At 66.4% G+C, this 18527-nt stretch carries 16 protein-coding genes and 1 riboswitch; of the genes, 7 read left to right on the top strand and 9 right to left on the bottom strand.

The window, feature by feature from the left end; translation table 11 throughout:
- Window positions 1-10: 10 nt before the first annotated feature.
- Window positions 11-1981, top strand: coding sequence for an ATP-binding cassette domain-containing protein (locus ACUJB0_RS07705; protein WP_444844708.1), 1971 nt, complete (start codon window positions 11-13; stop codon window positions 1979-1981).
- 5 nt (window positions 1982-1986) lie between these two features.
- On the opposite strand, the gene ACUJB0_RS07700 is transcribed toward ACUJB0_RS07705, so the two are convergent.
- Window positions 1987-2475: a chemotaxis protein CheW gene (locus ACUJB0_RS07700; RefSeq protein ID WP_444844707.1), complete on the bottom strand. Its 489-nt coding sequence runs from the start codon at window positions 2473-2475 to the stop codon at window positions 1987-1989.
- A gap of 126 nt (window positions 2476-2601) precedes the next feature.
- Between ACUJB0_RS07700 and ACUJB0_RS07695 the strand changes: the two genes are divergently transcribed.
- Entirely contained in the window at window positions 2602-3675 is a 1074-nt protein-coding gene (locus tag ACUJB0_RS07695) for a CaiB/BaiF CoA transferase family protein (protein WP_444844706.1), read from the top strand.
- Window positions 3672-4061, top strand: a complete 390-nt coding sequence (arfB, locus tag ACUJB0_RS07690; RefSeq protein WP_444844705.1) for an alternative ribosome rescue aminoacyl-tRNA hydrolase ArfB — start codon at window positions 3672-3674, stop codon at window positions 4059-4061. Before ACUJB0_RS07695 ends, arfB begins: the two co-directional genes overlap by 4 nt.
- On the opposite strand, the gene ACUJB0_RS07685 is transcribed toward arfB, so the two are convergent.
- The 3 genes from ACUJB0_RS07685 to ACUJB0_RS07675 form a co-directional block, all read right to left on the bottom strand.
- A complete protein-coding gene (locus ACUJB0_RS07685; RefSeq protein WP_444844704.1) occupies window positions 4051-5928 on the bottom strand; it encodes a flagellar assembly protein A in 1878 nt (625 codons plus the stop codon). The two genes, arfB and ACUJB0_RS07685, sit on opposite strands and share 11 nt — an antisense overlap.
- Window positions 5929-6042: 114 nt before the next feature.
- Window positions 6043-7953: a flagellar assembly protein A gene (locus ACUJB0_RS07680; protein ID WP_444844703.1), complete on the bottom strand. Its 1911-nt coding sequence runs from the start codon at window positions 7951-7953 to the stop codon at window positions 6043-6045.
- Window positions 7954-8103: 150 nt separating this feature from the next.
- Entirely contained in the window at window positions 8104-8436 is a 333-nt protein-coding gene (locus ACUJB0_RS07675) for a hypothetical protein (RefSeq protein WP_444844702.1), read from the bottom strand.
- Between the two features lie 235 nt (window positions 8437-8671).
- Here ACUJB0_RS07675 and ompR point away from each other — a divergent pair, with 235 nt between their 5' ends.
- From ompR to ACUJB0_RS07660, 3 genes are read left to right on the top strand one after another with little or no spacing between them, the layout of a single operon-like run.
- A complete protein-coding gene (ompR, locus tag ACUJB0_RS07670) occupies window positions 8672-9439 on the top strand; it encodes an osmolarity response regulator transcription factor OmpR (RefSeq protein WP_161082163.1) in 768 nt (255 codons plus the stop codon).
- Window positions 9440-9454: 15 nt separating this feature from the next.
- The gene (locus ACUJB0_RS07665) at window positions 9455-10816 is read left to right on the top strand and encodes an ATP-binding protein (protein ID WP_444844701.1); all 1362 of its coding nucleotides are present in this window, start codon (window positions 9455-9457) and stop codon (window positions 10814-10816) included.
- The gene (locus ACUJB0_RS07660; RefSeq protein WP_444844700.1) at window positions 10816-11523 is read left to right on the top strand and encodes a hypothetical protein; all 708 of its coding nucleotides are present in this window, start codon (window positions 10816-10818) and stop codon (window positions 11521-11523) included. The genes ACUJB0_RS07665 and ACUJB0_RS07660 overlap by 1 nt, the downstream gene beginning before the upstream one ends.
- Here the strand turns inward: ACUJB0_RS07660 and ACUJB0_RS07655 are convergent.
- Window positions 11510-12028, bottom strand: a complete 519-nt coding sequence (locus tag ACUJB0_RS07655; RefSeq protein WP_444844699.1) for an Imm26 family immunity protein — start codon at window positions 12026-12028, stop codon at window positions 11510-11512. The two genes, ACUJB0_RS07660 and ACUJB0_RS07655, sit on opposite strands and share 14 nt — an antisense overlap.
- 175 nt (window positions 12029-12203) lie before the next feature.
- Window positions 12204-12302: riboswitch (TPP riboswitch) on the top strand.
- 56 nt (window positions 12303-12358) lie between these two features.
- On the opposite strand from ACUJB0_RS07655, the gene ACUJB0_RS07650 reads away from it, so the two are divergent.
- Entirely contained in the window at window positions 12359-14494 is a 2136-nt protein-coding gene (locus tag ACUJB0_RS07650) for a TonB-dependent siderophore receptor (protein ID WP_444844698.1), read from the top strand.
- Here the strand turns inward: ACUJB0_RS07650 and ACUJB0_RS07645 are convergent.
- The 4 genes from ACUJB0_RS07645 to ACUJB0_RS07630 are packed head-to-tail and all read right to left on the bottom strand — an operon-like array spanning window position 14491 to window position 18513.
- Complete coding sequence (locus ACUJB0_RS07645; RefSeq protein ID WP_444844697.1) at window positions 14491-15216, bottom strand: hypothetical protein; 726 nt, start codon at window positions 15214-15216, stop codon at window positions 14491-14493. The two genes, ACUJB0_RS07650 and ACUJB0_RS07645, sit on opposite strands and share 4 nt — an antisense overlap.
- Window positions 15213-15737, bottom strand: a complete 525-nt coding sequence (locus ACUJB0_RS07640; RefSeq protein ID WP_444844696.1) for an AAA family ATPase — start codon at window positions 15735-15737, stop codon at window positions 15213-15215. Before ACUJB0_RS07640 ends, ACUJB0_RS07645 begins: the two co-directional genes overlap by 4 nt.
- Entirely contained in the window at window positions 15734-16372 is a 639-nt protein-coding gene (pnuC, locus tag ACUJB0_RS07635) for a nicotinamide riboside transporter PnuC (RefSeq protein WP_371875013.1), read from the bottom strand. Before pnuC ends, ACUJB0_RS07640 begins: the two co-directional genes overlap by 4 nt.
- Entirely contained in the window at window positions 16372-18513 is a 2142-nt protein-coding gene (locus tag ACUJB0_RS07630) for a S46 family peptidase (protein WP_444844695.1), read from the bottom strand. Before ACUJB0_RS07630 ends, pnuC begins: the two co-directional genes overlap by 1 nt.
- Between the last annotated feature and the right edge of the window lie 14 nt (window positions 18514-18527).

The raw sequence follows: 18527 nt of genomic DNA, 5'->3' as shown, positions 1-18527 counted from the left end.
AGTAAGCCTGATGCGCGGTATTAAGCCGCTGCTGGAACAGGTCGATGTCACCCTCAACCCCGGCGACAAGATTGGCCTGATCGGCGCCAACGGCGCCGGCAAATCCAGCCTGTTCGCGATGATGCGCGGCGAGCTGCACCCGGACCAGGGCGAGATCGACTTCCCGGCCAAATGGCGCGTCGCTTACGTGGCGCAGGAAACCCCGCCGCTGGAACGCGCGGCCCTCGATTACGCCATCGACGGCGACGTCACCCTGCGCAAGCTGGAGGCGGAACTGGCGCGCCTGGAATCGGAGCCCGAATCGTCCGAGAACGGCATCGCCATCGGCGAGATCTACAGCGCCCTGGCCGACGCCGACGCCTACACCGTGCAGTCGCGCGGCGAACAGCTGCTGCTGGGCCTTGGCTTCTCGATCGACCAGATGCAGCAGCCGGTGGCCAGCTTCTCCGGCGGCTGGCGCATGCGCCTGAACCTGGCGCAGGCGCTGATGTGCCCTTCCGACCTGCTGCTGCTCGATGAACCGACCAATCACCTGGACCTGGACGCGATCATCTGGCTGGAGGACTGGCTCAAACGCTACACCGGCACCCTGCTGATCATCTCCCACGACCGCGACTTCCTCGACGAAGTGGTCAACGTGGTGGTGCACATCGACGAGCGCAAACTGAAACGCTACTCGGGCAACTACTCGTCCTTCGAACGTCAGCGTGCGGCGCAGATGATCCTGGCCGCCGGCGCGCTGGAAAAGCAGCAGCGCAAGCGCGCCCACCTGGAGTCGTTCGTCAACCGCTTCAAGGCGCAGGCCTCCAAGGCCCGCCAGGCGCAGAGCCGCATGAAGGCGCTGGCCAAGATGGAAGAACTGGCGCCGCTGCGCGCCGCCGCCGAATTCTCGTTCGAGTTCCGCGAGCCGCTCAGCGCCCCGAATCCGCTGCTGGTGATGGAGGACGTCGACGCCGGCTACAAGATCGAGAACGAGAAGACCGGCGAGATCACCCACAAGACCATCGTCAACAACATCAAGTTCTCGCTGCAGATCGGCCAGCGTATCGGCCTGCTGGGCGTGAACGGCGCGGGCAAGTCGACGCTGATCAAGACCATCGCCGGCGAGCTGTCGCCGCTGACCGGCGACGCCACCATGGGCAAGGGCCTGAACATCGGCTACTTCGCCCAGCACCAGGTGGAGATGCTGCGCCACGACGAATCGCCGCTGTGGCACCTGGCGAAGATCGCACCGACCGTGCGCGAACAGGAGCTGCGCAACTTCCTGGGCGGCTTCAACTTCCCCGGCACCATGGTCACCAGCTCGATCGCGCCGTTCTCCGGCGGCGAGAAGGCCCGCCTGGCGCTGGCACTGATCGTCTGGCAGCGCCCCAACCTGCTGCTGCTCGATGAACCGACCAACCACCTGGACCTGGAAACCCGCGAGGCGCTGACCGAAGCGCTGGCGCAGTTCGAAGGCACGCTGGTCGTGGTCTCGCACGATCGCCACCTGCTGCGCGCCACCACCGACCAGTTCATCATCGTCGCCGACGGCAAGCTGCAGCCGTTCGACGGCGACCTGGATGACTACAAGGACTGGCTGTTGCAGACCAAGATGGGCAAGGGCACCGACGTGCTGCCGGCCGCCGGCAATGCCAACAAGACCGACTTCCCGGTGGCCTCGCCGGTCGCGCCGCCGTCGGCCGCGCCGGTGGTCAACACCAAGGAACAGAAGCGCAAGGAGGCGGAAGACCGCCAGCGCCTGGCCACGCTGCGCAAGCCGCTGGAGCAAAAGATCAAGCGCCTGGACGAGCAGATCGCCAAGCGCAGCGCGCAGAAAGCCGATGTGGATGCGGCCCTGGGCGAGTCGTCGATCTACGACGCCGCCAACAAGGCCAAGCTGAAACAGCTGCTGGCCGATCAATCCTTCTTCACCAAGGATCTCGGCCAGCTGGAAGCTGAATGGCTGGAACTGCAGGAACAGCTGGAAGCGCTGGCCTAAGCGTTTTAAGCAGCCTGGCGGGCGCCCATCGGTACTTTTTGGATCGACATCAGCTTATCGATGTCGACCACGATCAGGCGGCGCCCGTCGGCCTCCCCGATGCCGACCAGGTACTCCACCGCGCTGGCGCCGGGGATGGGCTGGATCTGCCCCAGCGTCAGCTGGACGATATCCGTCACCCCGTCCACCACCATCCCCATCACGCAGGTCGACAGCTTGAGGATGATCACGTCCGTCAGCGGATCGTGCTCCTTGGGGCGCGGGCCGAAGGCGATGCGCATGTCGACGATCGGCATGATCACGCCGCGCGACACCACCACCCCGGCCACGATTTCCCCCTCCGATGAAAAGCGCTCCAGCGCCTTCAAGGGCCGCAGCTCCTGCACCTTGCTGAAGTCCAGCGCGTAGTCCAGCCCACCCAGCCGGAAAACCAGATACTGGCCCGGCGCGATGGCGGTATCGGCGCTGGTGGACTGCATAGTCAATGAAGGCATGATGATCCTTTCGTCCGGGACGTGCGGTTACAGGCATGTGCCATCCTACCTTCGCCCCCCGCCGTGGTCGTTGAGCGGCGTCAACATTCGCCGGATCTGCGGTTGTTCGTTTGCTACAATGAACCCATGACTACAGAACTCCCCCTCAGCGGCATCCGCGTGCTGGACCTCACCCGCCTGCTGCCCGGCCCCGTGGCCACCATGCACCTGGCGGACATGGGCGCGGAAGTGATCAAGATCGAAGACCCCGGTCCCGGCGACTACGCGCGCGCCATGGGGCCGGTGCGCAACGAGGTGTCGCAGTTCTTCGTCGCGGTCAACCGAGGCAAGCGGATGATGCGGCTGGACCTGAAGGACGCCGCCCACCGCGAGCAGCTGCTGGCGATGGTGGAGACGGCCGACGTGCTGGTCGAAAGCTTCCGCCCCGGCGTGATGGACAAGCTGGGACTGGGCTGGCAGGTGCTCCGCCAGCGCAATCCCAAGCTGGTGACGTGCGCGATCTCCGGCTACGGCCAGCACGGCCCCTTTGCGCAGCTGGCGGGGCACGACATCAACTACATCGGCTACGCCGGCATGCTGGAGCAGAACGCCGGCGCCGACGGCGTGCCCGCCCTGCCCAACCTGCAGGTGGGCGACCTGCTGGGCGGTGCGCAATCGGCGCTGCAAGGCATCCTGGCGGCGCTGGTGGCGGTCAAGATGGGCGGCGCCGGGCGCTTTGTCGATGTGTCGATGACGGCCGCCGTCATGGCCCACAACATCATGCCGCTGGTGGCGGTCAACAATGGCGCGCCCGCCACGCCGGGCCGCGACCTGCTGACCGGCGGGGTCCCCTGCTACAACGTCTACCGCACCGCCGACGGCCGCCACATGGCGGTCGGCGCGCTGGAGCTCAAGTTCTGGCAAGCCTGCTGCGACGTGCTGCAACGGCCGGACCTGAAGCCACGCCACTGGCAGCTGGGCCAAGAGGTCGGCGGCGAGGATGCGATGGCGCTCAAGGCCGAACTGGATGCGCTGTTCGCCACCCGCACGCTGGCGCAATGGACCGAGGCCTTCGCCGCCGCCGACTGCTGCGTCTCGCCGGTGCTGCGCACCGAGGAGGCCTTGCGGCATCCGCTGTTCCGCGACCTCGTTAGCCGCCGCGTGCACGCCACCGAAGGCGAGTCGTGGTCGGTGGCGCAGCCGGTGAGGTTCGCACCATGATCGATGTGAATGAAGTGGAGTTCACCGCCATCCGCGCCCAAGGGCCGGGCGGGCAGAACGTCAACAAGGTGTCGAGCGCGGTGCATCTGCGCTTCGACATCGCCAACTCGTCGCTGCCGGAGCATATCAAGGAGCGCCTGCTGGCCATGCGCGACCAGCGCATCACCAAGGACGGCGTGATCGTGCTGAAGGCGCAGCAGTCGCGCAGCCAGGAGGCCAACAAGGAGGAGGCCTTGCGCCGCCTGCAGGAACTGGTCGACAGCGTGGCCGTGCTGCCCGCCGTGCGCCGCCCCACCCGGCCCACCCGCAGCTCGCAGCGCAAGCGGCTCGACGGCAAGGCCAAGGACGGCGAGCGCAAACAGCTGCGCGGCAAGGTTAGTCTGTAGGCCAGTCGATCTCCGGCGCCCAGGCGATCGGCCCGGCGCTGCCGGCGTCGATGGTGCTCATGCCGGCGGCCGTGGTGCGCACCTTGGCCTTGACCTCCTTGGCCGGCCGGTCGTACGCCGGCGGGCCGTCCGGCGCGAAGGTCATGGTCCGCAGCAGCACGTCGCCGGTCAGCTTCTCGACCATGCAGCGCGAACCGCTCATCACGGCGCGCTTCTGCCGCTGCACCTGGTTCACCTCTTCCTGCGCCTGCTCCTGCTGCACCTGGGCCGCCTTCATCGCCAGCGAGATCTTGGCCACCGCCCGCAACGACGGCCCCACCGATTCCGCCATCTTGTGGAACAGCGGCTCCTGCTCGGCCGTCAGCACCAGCTCGCGCTTGCGCAGGCGGGTGGCCAGCGTCAGGTAGTTGCGCACCTCGGCCTGGCCGGTGATGGCGTCGATCTCCGCCTTGCGCAGGCTGGCCTCGTGCGCCGCGTGCTGCACGCGTGGCTGCAGTTCGGCGATCTTCTTGTCGAATTTGGAGATGTCCGGCACCAGCGTATAGAGCAGCATCTCGTTCTGCTTGCGCGGCCCGGCGTTGGCGATCTCGATCCTGCGCGCCGCGATGGCGCAGCCCTCGGCCGCCTTGATCACCACTTCGTCCGCCATGATCTCGCAGTTGCTTGCCTCGCCGATCACCACCCGCGTGCCGGAGATGATGCAGCTCTCCGCGCGCGCCAGCGTCACCTCGCCGCGCTTCGTTTGCAGCACCGAGCCGGAGGCGACGCCCTGCACCCGAATGCCGCCGTCGGCGTTGGTGACGGTGCCGCCCATCAGGTTGCGGCTGAGGACAACGTCGCCGCCGCGCGAAGTGATGATGCCGAACACGTCGCCGTGGATGGTGATGTTGCCGCCTTCGACCGAGCGCTGTTCCTGCACGTCGCCGAATTCCTCGTACTCGCCGGTCAGCTGCAGGTTGCCGGTGGTGCGCGCGCTGACGCCCTCGCGGCTGATAATCTTCGGGCCGATCGACAGCCGCTTGCTGGCCGGGTCCACGCTGAGGAAGCCCTGCACCGCCGACACCAGGAACTCGCCGCCGCGCAGGTTCTCGATCACCGTGCCCTCGCCGGCCACGCTGCTCAATTCGATATCGCGCGGCACCGGCGGCTCCAGCACGATGCCCGACAGCTCGAAGCCGCGCACGCCCGGCGTGCGCGGCACCTTGCGCAGCAGCTTGACGTTGGGCTGGACCTGCGGGAAGCGATTCTGGAAGGCCTGCAGATCGAGCTTGCCGTCCGACTTCTCGCGCGGCGCGTTGCTGCGGTGGATGTCGCGCGAGACTTCCTCGATGCTGGCGTCGCGCCCCGGCATGGGGTTGAGCCGGCGCGCGACGATGATGCGCGCCACCCGCCCGCTGGCGATGACCTCGCGCACGGCCGGCGCGTCGATGCCGAAGCGGATGCCCTTGACCCACATGTCGGAGACGAATTCGTCGAAGTTGAGCCGCGCCGGTTGCGGCGGCATGTCCGGCACCTCGAAGAACACCGGCTCGAAATAGTACTCGGCCTCGCCGTTGATGATCTTGACGGACTTGTACAGCGCCCGGCGCGGCGGATGGAAAGGCTCGATGCTGTCGGCGATGCGTATCAGCGGCTTGTTGGTCACGCTGGGCGGCAGCTCCGGCCCACAGTTGTAGAGCAGCTTGACGAACAGCGCGTAATCGAGGTTGGCGAAGTAGGCGCTGCCGAGGAACACCTGGCTGACCGCCGCCAGGCAGGACACGGTCGTGGCGTCGCCGGCCAGGTAGATGCCGTCGGCGCGCTTGACGATCGCTGCTGGCAGCTCGCTCTCCGCGTTTAAATCCAGCGCCGTTGCGTCATCGGACACAGTAATCCCCAGGAAGATGTTCGTCGAAACGCCGCCTGTCCGGACGGCGCTTCTTCACTTTTTAATGTTGAATCCAGCTTAGCATGAACCACCCGCATTGTGCACACGCCATGGCTAGGCGTCCACGGGGCGATGCAGTGCGCGCGCATTGAGGTGCCAGTCCAGCGAGCCGGCGCTGTCGCAGAACAGCAGCTCGCCGCTGGGCGAACCGCGCAGGCGCTGCTTGATGTCCTTGGGCGGCAGCTGGGTCAGCGCGGCGACGTCGGCCTGGAACGGCATGGTGCGCACCATGGTCTCGCCGCTGACCATGCGCAGGCCGCAGCGCGCGATGCCGGCCGCCTCCGCCTTCTGCTCGATCACGCGCGCCAGCTTGTCCTGCAACAGCTTCTGCTGCGTCTGGCCAGCCTGCAGGTCGGTGCGCAGCTTGGCGATGGCTTGCAATTCGGTCGCCACCGCGCCGGCGATCTTACGCAGCAGCACGCCCTGCTCGGCGTTGAGCTGCAGCTCCTGGGCGCGCAGCTTGGCCGCCAGCGCCAGGTAGCGCCGCACGTCCGGCACCGCCGCGATGCGTTCGGCCTCCTGCTGCGCCGCCACGTTGGCCGCCTCGAACGCGGCCACCCGCTGTTCCAGGTCGGCGATCTCCTGGTCGAACTGGCTCACGTCCTTGACCAGCACATACACCACCATCTCGGTGCGGCGGCGCGGCCCGGCGCTGTCGATTTCCACATTGCGCCCCGCCACCGCGCAGCCCTCGGCCACCTCGATGCGGATCTCGTCGGCGATGATCTCGCAGTTGGAGGCCTCGCCCAGCGTCACGATGGTGCCGGAGATGACGCAGTTCTCGGCCCGGCCGACATGCACCGTGCCTTTGGCGGTATGGATCACCGAGCCGGAGGCGACGCCGGTCACGGTGATGTTCCCGGCCGCGTTGGCGATGCTGCCGCTGACCAGGTTCTGGTCCAGCACCACGGTGCCGCCGCGCGAATGGATATTGCCGTAGACGTTGCCGTGCACCGTGATGTCGCCGCCGGTGACGTCGCGCTGCTCCTGCACGTCGCCGAATTCCTCGTAGGCGCCGGCCAGCTGCAGGTTGCCGGTGGTGCGGCCGCTGACGCCGTCCGTGCTGACGATTTTATCGGTGATGGAGATGCGGTTGGACTTGGCGTCCACGTTCAGAAAGCCTTCGCGCGTGGACACCAGGTACTCGCCGTCCTCCAGCTCTTTGGCCTCGGTGCCGTCGCCGGCGAAGAAGCGCAGCGTCAGGTCCTTGGGCGCGGCGGCAGGCGTCATGCGGCCGGCCAGGTCGAAGCCGGGATGGCCGGGCACCGGCGGCAGCTTCTTGAGCAGCCGCACGTTGGCCTTGATCTGCGGGAAGCGGTTCTGGAAGCTGCCCAGGTCGACGCGGCCGTCGGCACGGGTCTTGGGCGCGTCGCTGCGGTGCAGGTCGGACGACACCTCGACCACGGTCGCGTCCTGGCCCGGCTCGGGCTCCAGCTCGGTGGCCACGGTGATGCGGTCGGCCTTGGTGGAGGCGATCGCCGCCGCCACGGCCGCCACCTCGATGCCGAACAGGATACCCTTGTTCCACATCTCGGCCACGAACTCGTCGACGTCCAGGCGGGTCGGCCGCTCGGGAATCACGGTGCCGTCGGGCAGCGTCATCTCGTCCAGGTACAGCGTCTCGAAATAGTATTCGGCGTAGCCGCGCCCCAGCTTGGGATTCTTGTACAGCGCGATGCGCTCGGGCGCCAGCACGCGCACCTCGTCGGCCAGCCGCGCCCAGCCCGGCTTACCGACGTCGGGGCCGATGCCGTACAGCGCCTTGTTCAGCACGGGGTAGTTCAGGCCGGCGAAATAGCAGTGGGAATGGAAGACCTCGTTGATGGCGGCGGTCAGCGTCAGCGGCGACAGCGCCAGGTCGATATAGATGCCGTCCGGCCTCTTCGCCAAGCCGACGGGCAAGCCGGTCCCCGGAGCGTGCAGCTCCTCGCCTGGCGCGACAGGGGCAACCTCTTGAACCACCATCTTTCTCCCAACGGCACGCGGCCGGAAGGCATTGCGTGTAATTAACGAATCTTACACTCAGATCAAGGAAAAGAAAGTGATTTCCGTGGCAAGCGGGCTACAACTGTGAACTTATTGCTACAGATCAATGTTAGTTCAATAACATCCGAATCAGTGGCGCGGCGGATGGGCGTAAATATCCTGTCCGACCTCGTTGATCTGGCGGCGCAGGTCGCGCCGTTCGTCCGGCGTCAGGCGCCCGGCGCGGCGGCTCATTTCCGCGTTGCGGCCGGCATCCTGCATGGCGCGGCGCTGCTCCTCGGCGCGCGCCTCGTAGCTGCGCGGATCGATCTGGCGGGGCTCGGCCTGCTGGCGCACTTCCTGGCGCACCTGCTGGGCCTCGCGGGCGGGCAGGCCGCGCGGATCCTCGCGCCGCGGCGCATCGCGCTCGCTGGAACCGTCGTGCGCCATGGCGGCCGCGCCGCTCAGCAGCAGGACACCCAAGAGGGATCGAACGCAAAAAGTTGCGCTTGCTGCCGCGTAGTTTTTTTTGTGATCGATGCCCATTGGCGTTCCTAAAAAGCTGAATCCATGCCCAGAGTGTATGATGCTTTACCTGAGGGGGTAAGACGAATTGGGTAAAGTTTGTAACACTTTGTAATGGGTTGTCACAGACGTTTTCGCAATGCGATTATGACGTTACCATAGCAACATGAATATGACAAATCTGGCAGGCCCAATGACTAGCACAACGACTGAATCCGGCAACACCTCCGCCAACCAGCATGGCCACCAAGCCAAGATTATGGTAGTGGACGACGACGTGCGTCTGCGCGACCTGTTGCGGCGCTACCTGACCGAGCAGGGTTTCAACGTCTTCACCGCCGAGAGCGCAACGGCCATGAACAAGCTGTGGCTGCGCGAGCGCTACGACCTGCTGGTGCTGGACCTGATGCTGCCGGGCGAGGACGGCCTGTCGATCTGCCGCCGCCTGCGCGGCGCCGGCGACCAGACGCCGATCATCATGCTCACCGCCAAGGGCGAGGACGTGGACCGCATCGTCGGCCTGGAAATGGGCGCCGACGACTACCTGCCCAAGCCGTTCAACCCGCGCGAGCTGGTGGCCCGCATCGGCGCCGTGCTGCGCCGCCGCGGCCCGGACGAGATCCCCGGCGCGCCGTCGGAAACCCCGCAATCGTTCGAGTTCGGCCAGTTCATCCTGGACCTGGGCACCCGCACGCTGAAGAAAAACGGCGAGACCGTGCCGCTGACCACCGGCGAATTTTCGGTACTAAAAGTATTCGCCCGCCACGCGCGCCAGCCGCTGTCGCGCGAGAAGCTGATGGAGCTGGCGCGCGGCCGCGAGTATGAGGTGTTCGACCGCAGCCTGGACGTGCAGATCTCGCGCCTGCGCAAGCTGATCGAGCCCGATCCGTCGAGCCCGCTGTACATCCAGACCGTCTGGGGCCTGGGCTATGTGTTCATTCCGGAGGGGCAGCCGCGCTAAGGCGCGGACGCGCGCATGAAGTTGAAGTTTCCGTTCGCATTCCGCATCGCCAGCCTCAAGAGCGGCCTGTTCTGGCGCACCTTCTTCCTGCTGGGCGCGCTCACCACGACCAGCATGACGGCCTGGGTCGGCATGATCAGCGTGGTGCAGCACGAGCCGCAGGTGCAGCAGATCTCGTCGCAGGTGATCTCGGTGGTCACCATCACCCACGCCGCCCTGACCCACTCCGCGCCCGAGCTGCGGCGCGAGCTGCTGTTCGACCTGGTGTCCAACGAGGGCATCCGCGTGTTCACGCTGGAGGACGACGACAAGGTCGATCCGCCGCCCGACAACGCGCTGATGCCCGACATCCAGAAACTGGTCAAGGCCAAGCTGGGCGAGGACACCCGCTTCTCGGCGCGCGTGAACGGCGTGGCCGGCTTCTGGGTCAGCTTCAAGATCGACGACGACGCCTACTGGCTGATGCTCGAGCGCGAGCGCATCCGCGGCCTGACCGGCATCCAGTGGCTGGGCTGGGCCAGCGTGGTGTCGGTGGTGTCGCTGCTGGGCGCGGCCTTCATCTCCAGCCTGATCAACCTGCCGCTGCGGCGGCTGACGCAGGCTACCCGCGCCTTCGCCCAGGGCAAGCGCCCGGACCCGCTGCCGGAAAAGGGGCCGATGGAAATCATGGTGGCCAACCGCAGCTTCAACCAGATGGTCGACCAGCTGCAGCAGGTGGAGTCCGACCGCGCCGTGATCCTGGCCGGCATCTCGCACGACCTGCGCACGCCGCTGGCGCGCATGCAGCTGGAGGTGGAGATGGCCAACCTGTCGAACGAGGCGCGCGAGGGCATCCAGTCCGACATCGCGCAGATGGACGACATCATCGGCCAGTTCCTCGACTACGCCAAGCCCACCGAGGTATCGAGCTTCATCAACGTCGACGTCAGCGAACTGCTGAGCGACACCGCGCATGAGGCCAGCCGCCTGCAGGACGTGCGCATCCACACCGACATCGTGCCCAACGCGCACGTGATGGGCAACGCCACCGACATCAAGCGCGTCATCAACAACCTGATCGAGAACGCCCGCCGCTACGGCAAGACGCCCGGCAGCGAGCTGACCGAGATCGACATCAAGTGCAGCATCAAGGGCATGCACACCTCGCGCCGCGTGCTGATCGAGGTGCAGGACCACGGCAGCGGCGTGCCGCCCGAACAGATCGAACAGCTGCTCAAGCCCTTCACCCGGCTCGACGCCGCGCGCGGCCAGGCCAACGGCGCCGGCCTGGGCCTGGCCATCGTCGACCGCGTGATGCAGCGCCACGGCGCCGAGCTGCAGGTGCGCAACCGCGACGGCGGCGGCCTGCAGATCCAGATCGTGATGAAGGCGGCTTGATGCGGGCGCCGCCGATCGCGCTGCTGCTGATCGCGGCAGGCCAGGCTTTGGCCGCCACCGCCGCCAAGCCGCCCGCGCCGCCGCGCATCGAACAGCGCCAGCCCACCGAAGAGGAACGCGCCAGTTTCGACGACTACTACCGCCAGAAGATGCTGGCCGAATCCAAAGGCGCGCGCCTGGTGCAGCCGCTGTTCGCGCCCGAGTTCGACATCGAGCGCCAGCGCGGCAAGCCGTGGCAGGTGATCGCCCGCGTCGACTCGGCGCCGCGCCATTCGGCGGTCGACCTGTGCCGGCAGATCCGTTCCAGCTTCATCTACGACGCCAGGGCGCCCAGGGATGCGCGCTGGAGCGAATCGGCGCAGCCGCCCAGCTGGCATGTGTGGCTGGCACAGCCCAAGACCATCTGCACCGCCGCCCAGCACACGGTGCTGATGGACCAGGCGCTGCCGCCGGAGGACGTGGTGGCGCTGCTGCGGCAGTATCCCGAACTGCTGAGCCGCGCGCGCCTGCTCCTGGCCGGCAACTCGCGCTGCATCCGCCAGCGCGCCCTGCCCTTCACGCTGCGCGCGATCGAGCCGGCGCCGCCGGCGGCCGGCGCGCCCGTGATGTTCAACCTGGTGTTTGAAAGCGACCGCGACACGACCGTCCGCGTCGCCGTGCGCAAGCACCGCGGCGAGTACGCGGCCTGGAACGTCAACTGCGACTAGCGCCGCCGCCGCCGCCACCGCTGCCGCGGTTGATCGGATGGTCGGCCGGCTCCAGCAGGCGGGTCAGCAACAGCTCGGTGGAACCGTAGCCGTACAGCGAATCGGCCTCCAGCCCCTCGGTATCGTAGGGCACGGATTCCTCGCGCTCCGAGCGGCTCGGGTCCGCGTCCGAATATGTGACGCGCCAGGCGCGCTTGAGCGAATCGGCGCGGCGCAAAAACTGCGGCATCGGCCACAGCGCCGGGTTCCAGTCCGCGACCTCCCCCAGCACGCGCCAGTGGCCGCTGGCCAGCGCCATGTCGCCCACCCGCAGCACCTTGACCGCGTCCTGCGGCTGCAAGGTGTTGAGCTCCTCCTGCGACGGCAGGCGCGTGAGCTTGGGGCCGAACAGATACGCCAGCATGATCTTGCTGCCCGGCGACAGGCGGGCCACCAGCCCCCAGCCGTAGCCACCGTCCAGCAACGGAATCGCAAACCAGCTCCCCTCTTGATACGACTGCCTCATCCCTACCCTTTCGCTTGCACGATGCAGCACGGTGTCGCCAAAATGCACGGACATCATGGCGCCTCCGTTGAAAGCTGTGACTGCTTCGTTGGCGCCCCGCGGCGCAAACCGCCAGTGTAAAGGCGCGGCGCGGAACACGGCGCACGGCACCGCGACCCGCGCCTGTGCTACACTACCGCCTCGCTAGGGGTCCTGGAGCTTTGCTGCCGGGTGAGAGATACCCTTCGTACCTGATCTGGATAATGCCAGCGAAGGAAAGCGCAAAGTGGTTCTCCCCTCCTTTGATGGCTCTCTTCGCGGCTCCCAGCCGAGAACAACAGAGAGCACACCATGTACAAACCAAGTTTCGCAGTGTCGGCCATCGCGCTGGCGCTGCTCCAGGCCTTCCCGGCCGCCGCCGCCGACACCTCCGCCGACGGGCAGGCCCTGCCCGAAGTGGTGATCACCGGCGCCAAGGCGCAGGCCAGCCGCGCCTCCGTGGCCGGCTTCGCCAACACGCCGCTGCTGGAGACCCCGGCCTCGGTCAGCGTGATGACCTCGCTGCAGATGCTGGACCGCCAGGTCCGCTCCACCACCGACGCCGCCAAGTTCGACGCCAGCCTGAGCGACTCCTACAACGCGGTCGGCTACTCGGAGCAGTTCTCGATCCGCGGCTTCAAGCTGGACAACGCCTCCAGCTACCGCAAGGACGGCATGTCGGTCTCGGCCGACACCCAGATCCCGCTGGAAAACAAGGAACGCCTGGAAGTGCTGAAAGGCCTGTCCGGCCTGCAGGCGGGCGTGTCGGCGCCGGGCGGCGTGGTCAACTACGTCACCAAGCGCCCGACCGAAACCGACTTGCGCACCGTGGTGCTGGAAGAGCGCGAGCGCGGCACGCTGTACGGTGCCGTCGACCTGGGCGGACGCTTCGCCGATCCGCGCTTCGGCTACCGCGTCAACGTCGCGGCCGAGCGCCTGCGCTCCTACATCAAGGGCGCCGATGGCAACCGCAAGTTCGTCTCGGCCGCCTTCGACTGGAAGATCTCGCCGCAGGCGCTGCTGCAGGTGGACGCCGACTACCAGAAAAAATCGCAGGTGACCGCGCCCGGCTTCCAGCTGCTCAACAACACGACGCTGCCGAACATCCCGGCCGACACCATGCTCAATAACCAGCCGTGGAGCCGTCCGGTGGAAACCACCAGCAGCAACATCGGCGCGCGCTTCGAATACCTGTTCACGCCCGACTGGAGCGCCACCATCAGCGCCAACCAGCACCAATTCAAGCGCGACGACTACACCGCCTTCCCTTACGGCTGCACCGCGCAGCTGCTGTACCCCGGCTTCTGCGGCAACGGCGACTACGACGTCTACGACTACATCAGCCTGGGCGAGAAGAAATCGCCGCTGACGGTGCAGGCGCTGGTGCAGGGCAAGTTCAGCACCGGCTCGATCAAGCACGAGTTCACCGGCGGCGCATCGCTGTTCCGCAACAGCGAGAAATGGGGCGACTACCTGTACGTGCAGGCCGGCGCCGACGGCACCGCGTTCAGCAACATCTACCACCCGATCATGGTGGCGCCGGCGGCCGGCACCAGCGGCCCGGTCTCCGAGCGCCGCCGCGACAACGAACGCGCCCTGTTCGCGCAGGACATCCTGAGCCTCAACGAACAGCTCAAGCTGCACGCCGGCGCGCGCTACGTGCAGGTCAAGCGCGACGAAATCAGCGACGCCACGCTGCCGCCCGCCCACACCGACGTCGGCTTCTGGCTGCCGAATGTGGCGCTGGTGTACAGCCTGCGTCCCAACGTCTCGGTGTACGGCTCCTACGCGCAGGGCCTGGAGCACGGCGGCATCGCGCCGATCCAGACCACCAACCAGGGACTGGCACTGGCGCCGGGCAAATCGAAGCAGGTCGAAGTGGGCGTCAAGGCCGACATCCATCCCGACCTGAGCGCCAGCATCGCCCTGTTCGAGATCCGCAAGGGCCTGGAATACACCGACGCGCACAACACCTACGTGCGCAACGGCCGCGCGCAGAACCGCGGGCTGGAAATGTCGCTGAACGGCCGCGCCTCGCGCGACCTGATGGTGGGCGTCTCGGCCACCGCGCTCAACACGCAGCAGCGCGACACCGGCCTGGCGGACATGGACGGCAAGCGCGTCACCGACGTCGCCGCCTTCAAGTCGACCGTGTACGCCGACTACGCCGTGCCGCAGGTAGCCGGTCTGTCGGTCAACGCCAACTGGATCTATTCGGGCAAGAAGGCGTTCGACAAGGAGAACCAGGTGTTCGTGCCGAGCTACCATGTGCTCAACCTGGGCGGCGCCTACGACACCCGCATCGGCGGCGTCCACACCACGCTGCGCGCCGGCATCGACAACGCCTTCGACAAGTTCTACTGGCGCGACGTCACGCCGGACCTGGGCGGCTACCTGATGCCGGGCGCCACGCGCACCTTCCGCGTGTCGGCCCAGTTCGACCTCTAAAAGACCAGCTGCACGCGCATCGAAAAACTCTTCGCCGCGCGTGCCGAATTCCTGCCGATCAGGTAAGCGAATTCGTACTTGATCTCCTGCCGGCCGATATCGCGGTGTCCGAACACCGCCGGCCCGGCGCGGTGCGACTGCTGCCGGTATGGCAGCCAGTCGTTCCACTTCCCCACCTCGCCGAAAGCCTGCACGCCCGGCTGCAGCCACGGCTTCCAGTGATGCCGCACCTGCAGCTGGTAGGTCAGCTCCATCGGATGCTCGCCGCCGCCCGGCGCCACGCCATATGCACGCTGGAAGAACAGGTTGGCGTTGAACTGCGTGCGGCCGATTTCCGTCTGCAGCACCGGCCCCCATTCCAGCGCATAGCCGCTGGCGTTGTCGCGCGCCTTCTCCACCTTGGTGTGCAGCGCCAGGTCGAAGTCGTACTGGCCTTGCGTCAGCAGGTAATCGTTCTGCCACGCCGTCTCCTGCCAGTGCGCGGCGCCGCCGTTCAGCCTGACCCACTTGGCGTACACCTCGGTGTACCAGCGCGACGTGACGCCGTAGCCGACGCCGATCTCCGGCGCCGCCACGGTGCGCCCGTTGTAGTGGGCGTTCCAGTATTTGTAGTCGAGGGATGCCTGGCCCTCCACATCGTAGGTGGAGACCAGGTAGTAGCCGGTGTCGGCCAGCGCCAGCGGGGACACGCACATCAGGATCACCGCCAGCCGCTGCTTCATGATAGATGCCGCTCCACTTGGGATAATCGTTCGTCGGGATCGCCCGACACCAGCAGATAGGGTATCCCACGCGCCGCCAGCTCGTCCAGCAGCAAGCGGTTGACGATCACGCTGACCTCCTCGGATTCGCGCTGCAAGCCGTCGGCGATCCACGGGATATCCAGCGCCGTCACCAGCGTGATGGCGTAATCCTGCTGGTGGCTGGCGGCCAGCGCGGCCAATTGGTCGTCGATGCCGCCGAAATAATGGCGGCCGTAGACCACCGTCATCAGCGGAGCAGTGTCGCAAAAAAGATACCGGTTGGCGCGCGGCGCGGCAGCATCCTCGCGGTCGCGCTGCGTCTCGGCGATGTGGAACTGGTCGGCCGCCACCGGTATCCTGGCCTCGGTGTCGACGAATTCGCGCAGGTACTCGGGCACCCACAGCGTTTGATAGCGCTCGGCCAGCGCCGCCGCCAGCGTCGATTTGCCGGACGACGCCGCGCCCAGTATCGCCACCCGCAGCGGCGCGGCCGTGTTCATTCCAGCGCCATGCGGCCGCTGGCGCCGTCGCTGCTCCAGGCGCGCAGGCCGATCACCGCCATGCCAACGAACACCGCATACAGCACGGCCGTCAGCACCAAGTGCTTGTGCAGGTACAGCGCGACATACAGCACGTCGACGATGATCCACACATGCCAGTTCTCGACCTTTTTACGCGACAGCAGCAGCTGTCCGACCAAACTCCCGGCGGTCAGGAAGCCATCGGAATTGGGGACGTCGGTATCGGTATAGGACTTGAGGAACCAGGCCAGCAGCGCGAAGCCGGCCAGCCACGCGGCGGCGGCCAGCCAGCGGGCGCGCGCGTCCAGCGTGGACACGGGCAGCCGCTCATGGCTGTCGTCGCCGTGCAGCCACTGGTACCAGCCGAAGAACGACACGGCGATGAACACCAGTTGCAGCGCCATGTCGCCATACAGCCGCGAACCGAAGAACACCAGCCCGTAGGTGGCCGACGAGATGATGGCGAACAGCCAGCCCCAATGGCTCTGCCGGATGTTCAGCCACACCGTCGCCACCGACAAAATGAACGACACCAGTTCCAGCGGGGACGTGGCCACGCCTGCCAGATGCCACGGCATGTTCAGGTACCCCAACAGAACCGACAGCTCGTTCATTATTTTTTCTTGGCCGGATACTTGATGGTCAGCTCTTTGAGCACGTTATCGGCGTGGTCCACTTCGGCCATCACCCACAGCATGTAGCGGATGTCCATGTGGATCGCGCGGGTGATCGCGGTATCGAAGTACCAGTCCTTGGTGATGGACTCGTAGGTCGAATCGAAGTTCAAGCCGATCAACTCGCCGTTCTTGTTCATCACCGCCGAGCCGGAATTGCCGCCGGTGGTGTCCGCGCTGGTCAGGAAGTCGACCGGCACCGTGCCCAGGATCGGATCCATGAACTGGCCGTAGCGCTTGGCCTTGATCGCATCAAGCAGCTTTTGCGGCGCGTTGAACGGATCCTTGCCGGTGTTCTTCTCGACGATGCCCTCGATCGTGGTGAACGGCCCCTTGGTGATGCCGTCCTTCGGCGAGTACGGCGACACGGTGCCGTAGGTCACGCGCAGCGTCGAATTGGCGTCCGGGTAGACCGGCTTGCCCTGCGACTTCTTCCACGCGATCACGGTCTGCATGTATTGCGGGATCACGCGTTCCAGGTTGCCGTCCAGTTCCTTGCGGCGTTCCTTCAGCGACTGCGTCACGTCGTCCAGCTTGACCGCCAGCTGCAGGAAGGCGTCGTTCGACGCGGCGATGGCGGCGGCATCCTTGTCCAGCCACGCCAGGCGCTTGGCGGTGTCGCCCAGCTCCGACTTGGTATACAGGGCCGGCACGGCGCCGACGGCCGGCAGCAGCGCGTCCAGGCCGTTGACGTGCATGGACTTCGGCAGCTTGGCGTAGCGCTGCAGGGCGGCGACAAAGCGCGCCTGGTCCACGCTGCCCACATACGATTGCTCCAGTCGGTTCAGGCGGGCCTTGATGAAGGTCAGGTCGCGCTGCTGGTAGCCGGATTCGCGGTCCGCATCCGGCTTGGCGCTTTCGCGCGCCAGGCGGTACAGGGTGCTCGCGCTCTTCAGCAGGTCGCTGGTGGTGGCGACGCCGTAGCCGAATTCCTCGTCGCTCAGCGCCAGGTCGGCGGCGATCACCGCATCCAGCTCGCCCAGCAGGGTTTTCGACATGCCAGGCTGCTTGGCGTACCAGGCGCGGAACTCCGCGTCCTGCACATCCTTGATGGCCGCGATGTCCTTGCGCGCAAAGCCGTCCAACAGGCCCTGGGTTTTCTTCATCACGTTGTTCATGCTCTTGTCGACGCTGGCGTAACGCACGGCGGCGGCAGGATTGCCCTTGGTGGCGGCGGCGATCACGTCCAGGTCGGCCTGGAGCTCGGCCACCTTGGCCGGATAGGCCGAGTCGCGCGCGGCGCGGATTTCCGACGGCAGCTTGTAGCGGCTGGTGCGGCCCGGGTAGCCGGCCAGCAGCACAGGGTCGCCGTTTTTCAGGCCGGCGGCCGAGACCACCAGGAAGTCCTTCGAGTGGTAAGGCACGTTGTCCGGCGACGGATCGGCCGGGCGGCCGTCCTTGCCCACATAGGCGCGCAGGAAGGAATAGTCGCCGTCCTGGCGTGGCCATTCGTAGTTGTCGATATCGCCGCCGAAGTTACCGATCATGTCGGCCGGCGCGTACACCAGGCGCACGTCGCGTATCATCATCTGGCGGATGCGGTAGTACTCAAGGCCGCGGTGGAAGGCCGGCACCGAACAGCGGTAGATCTTGTCGCTCTCGCATTCGGCGATCAGCGCCTTGATCGATTTTTCCACGGCGTCGTGGCGCTGCTTGCCGCTCATGGTGTCGCTCACGGTCTTGAGCACGCGCGCGGTGACGTTTTCCACCTTGTCGGTCACGTAGACCAGCGTGTTCGGGCCGCCCGGCAGCTCTTCGGCGCGGGTCTTGGCCAGATAGCCATCGACGATGTAGTTATGTTCAGGCGTCGAGTTGCGCTGGATCGCGCCGTAGGCGCAGTGGTGATTGGTCACCACCAGGCCGGCGTCCGACACGAACGACGCCGAGCAGCCGCCCAGCGACACGATGGCGCTCATCGGATGCTTGGACAGGTCGGACAGTTTTTCGGCGGGGATGGTGATGCCGATGCGCTTCAATTCGGATTTCAGCTGCGGCAGCTGATACGGCTGCCATTGACCTTCGTCGGCCTGCGCCGCTGCGGCGCCGATCAAGGCCACCGGAAGTACTAGATATTTTAACAAGATATACACCCCAG

Origin of the sequence: Duganella caerulea, assembly GCF_040362985.1 — a bacterium.
Taxonomy (GTDB): domain Bacteria; phylum Pseudomonadota; class Gammaproteobacteria; order Burkholderiales; family Burkholderiaceae_D; genus Rugamonas; species Rugamonas vulcania.
This window is presented reverse-complemented; position numbering and strand designations above follow the sequence as displayed.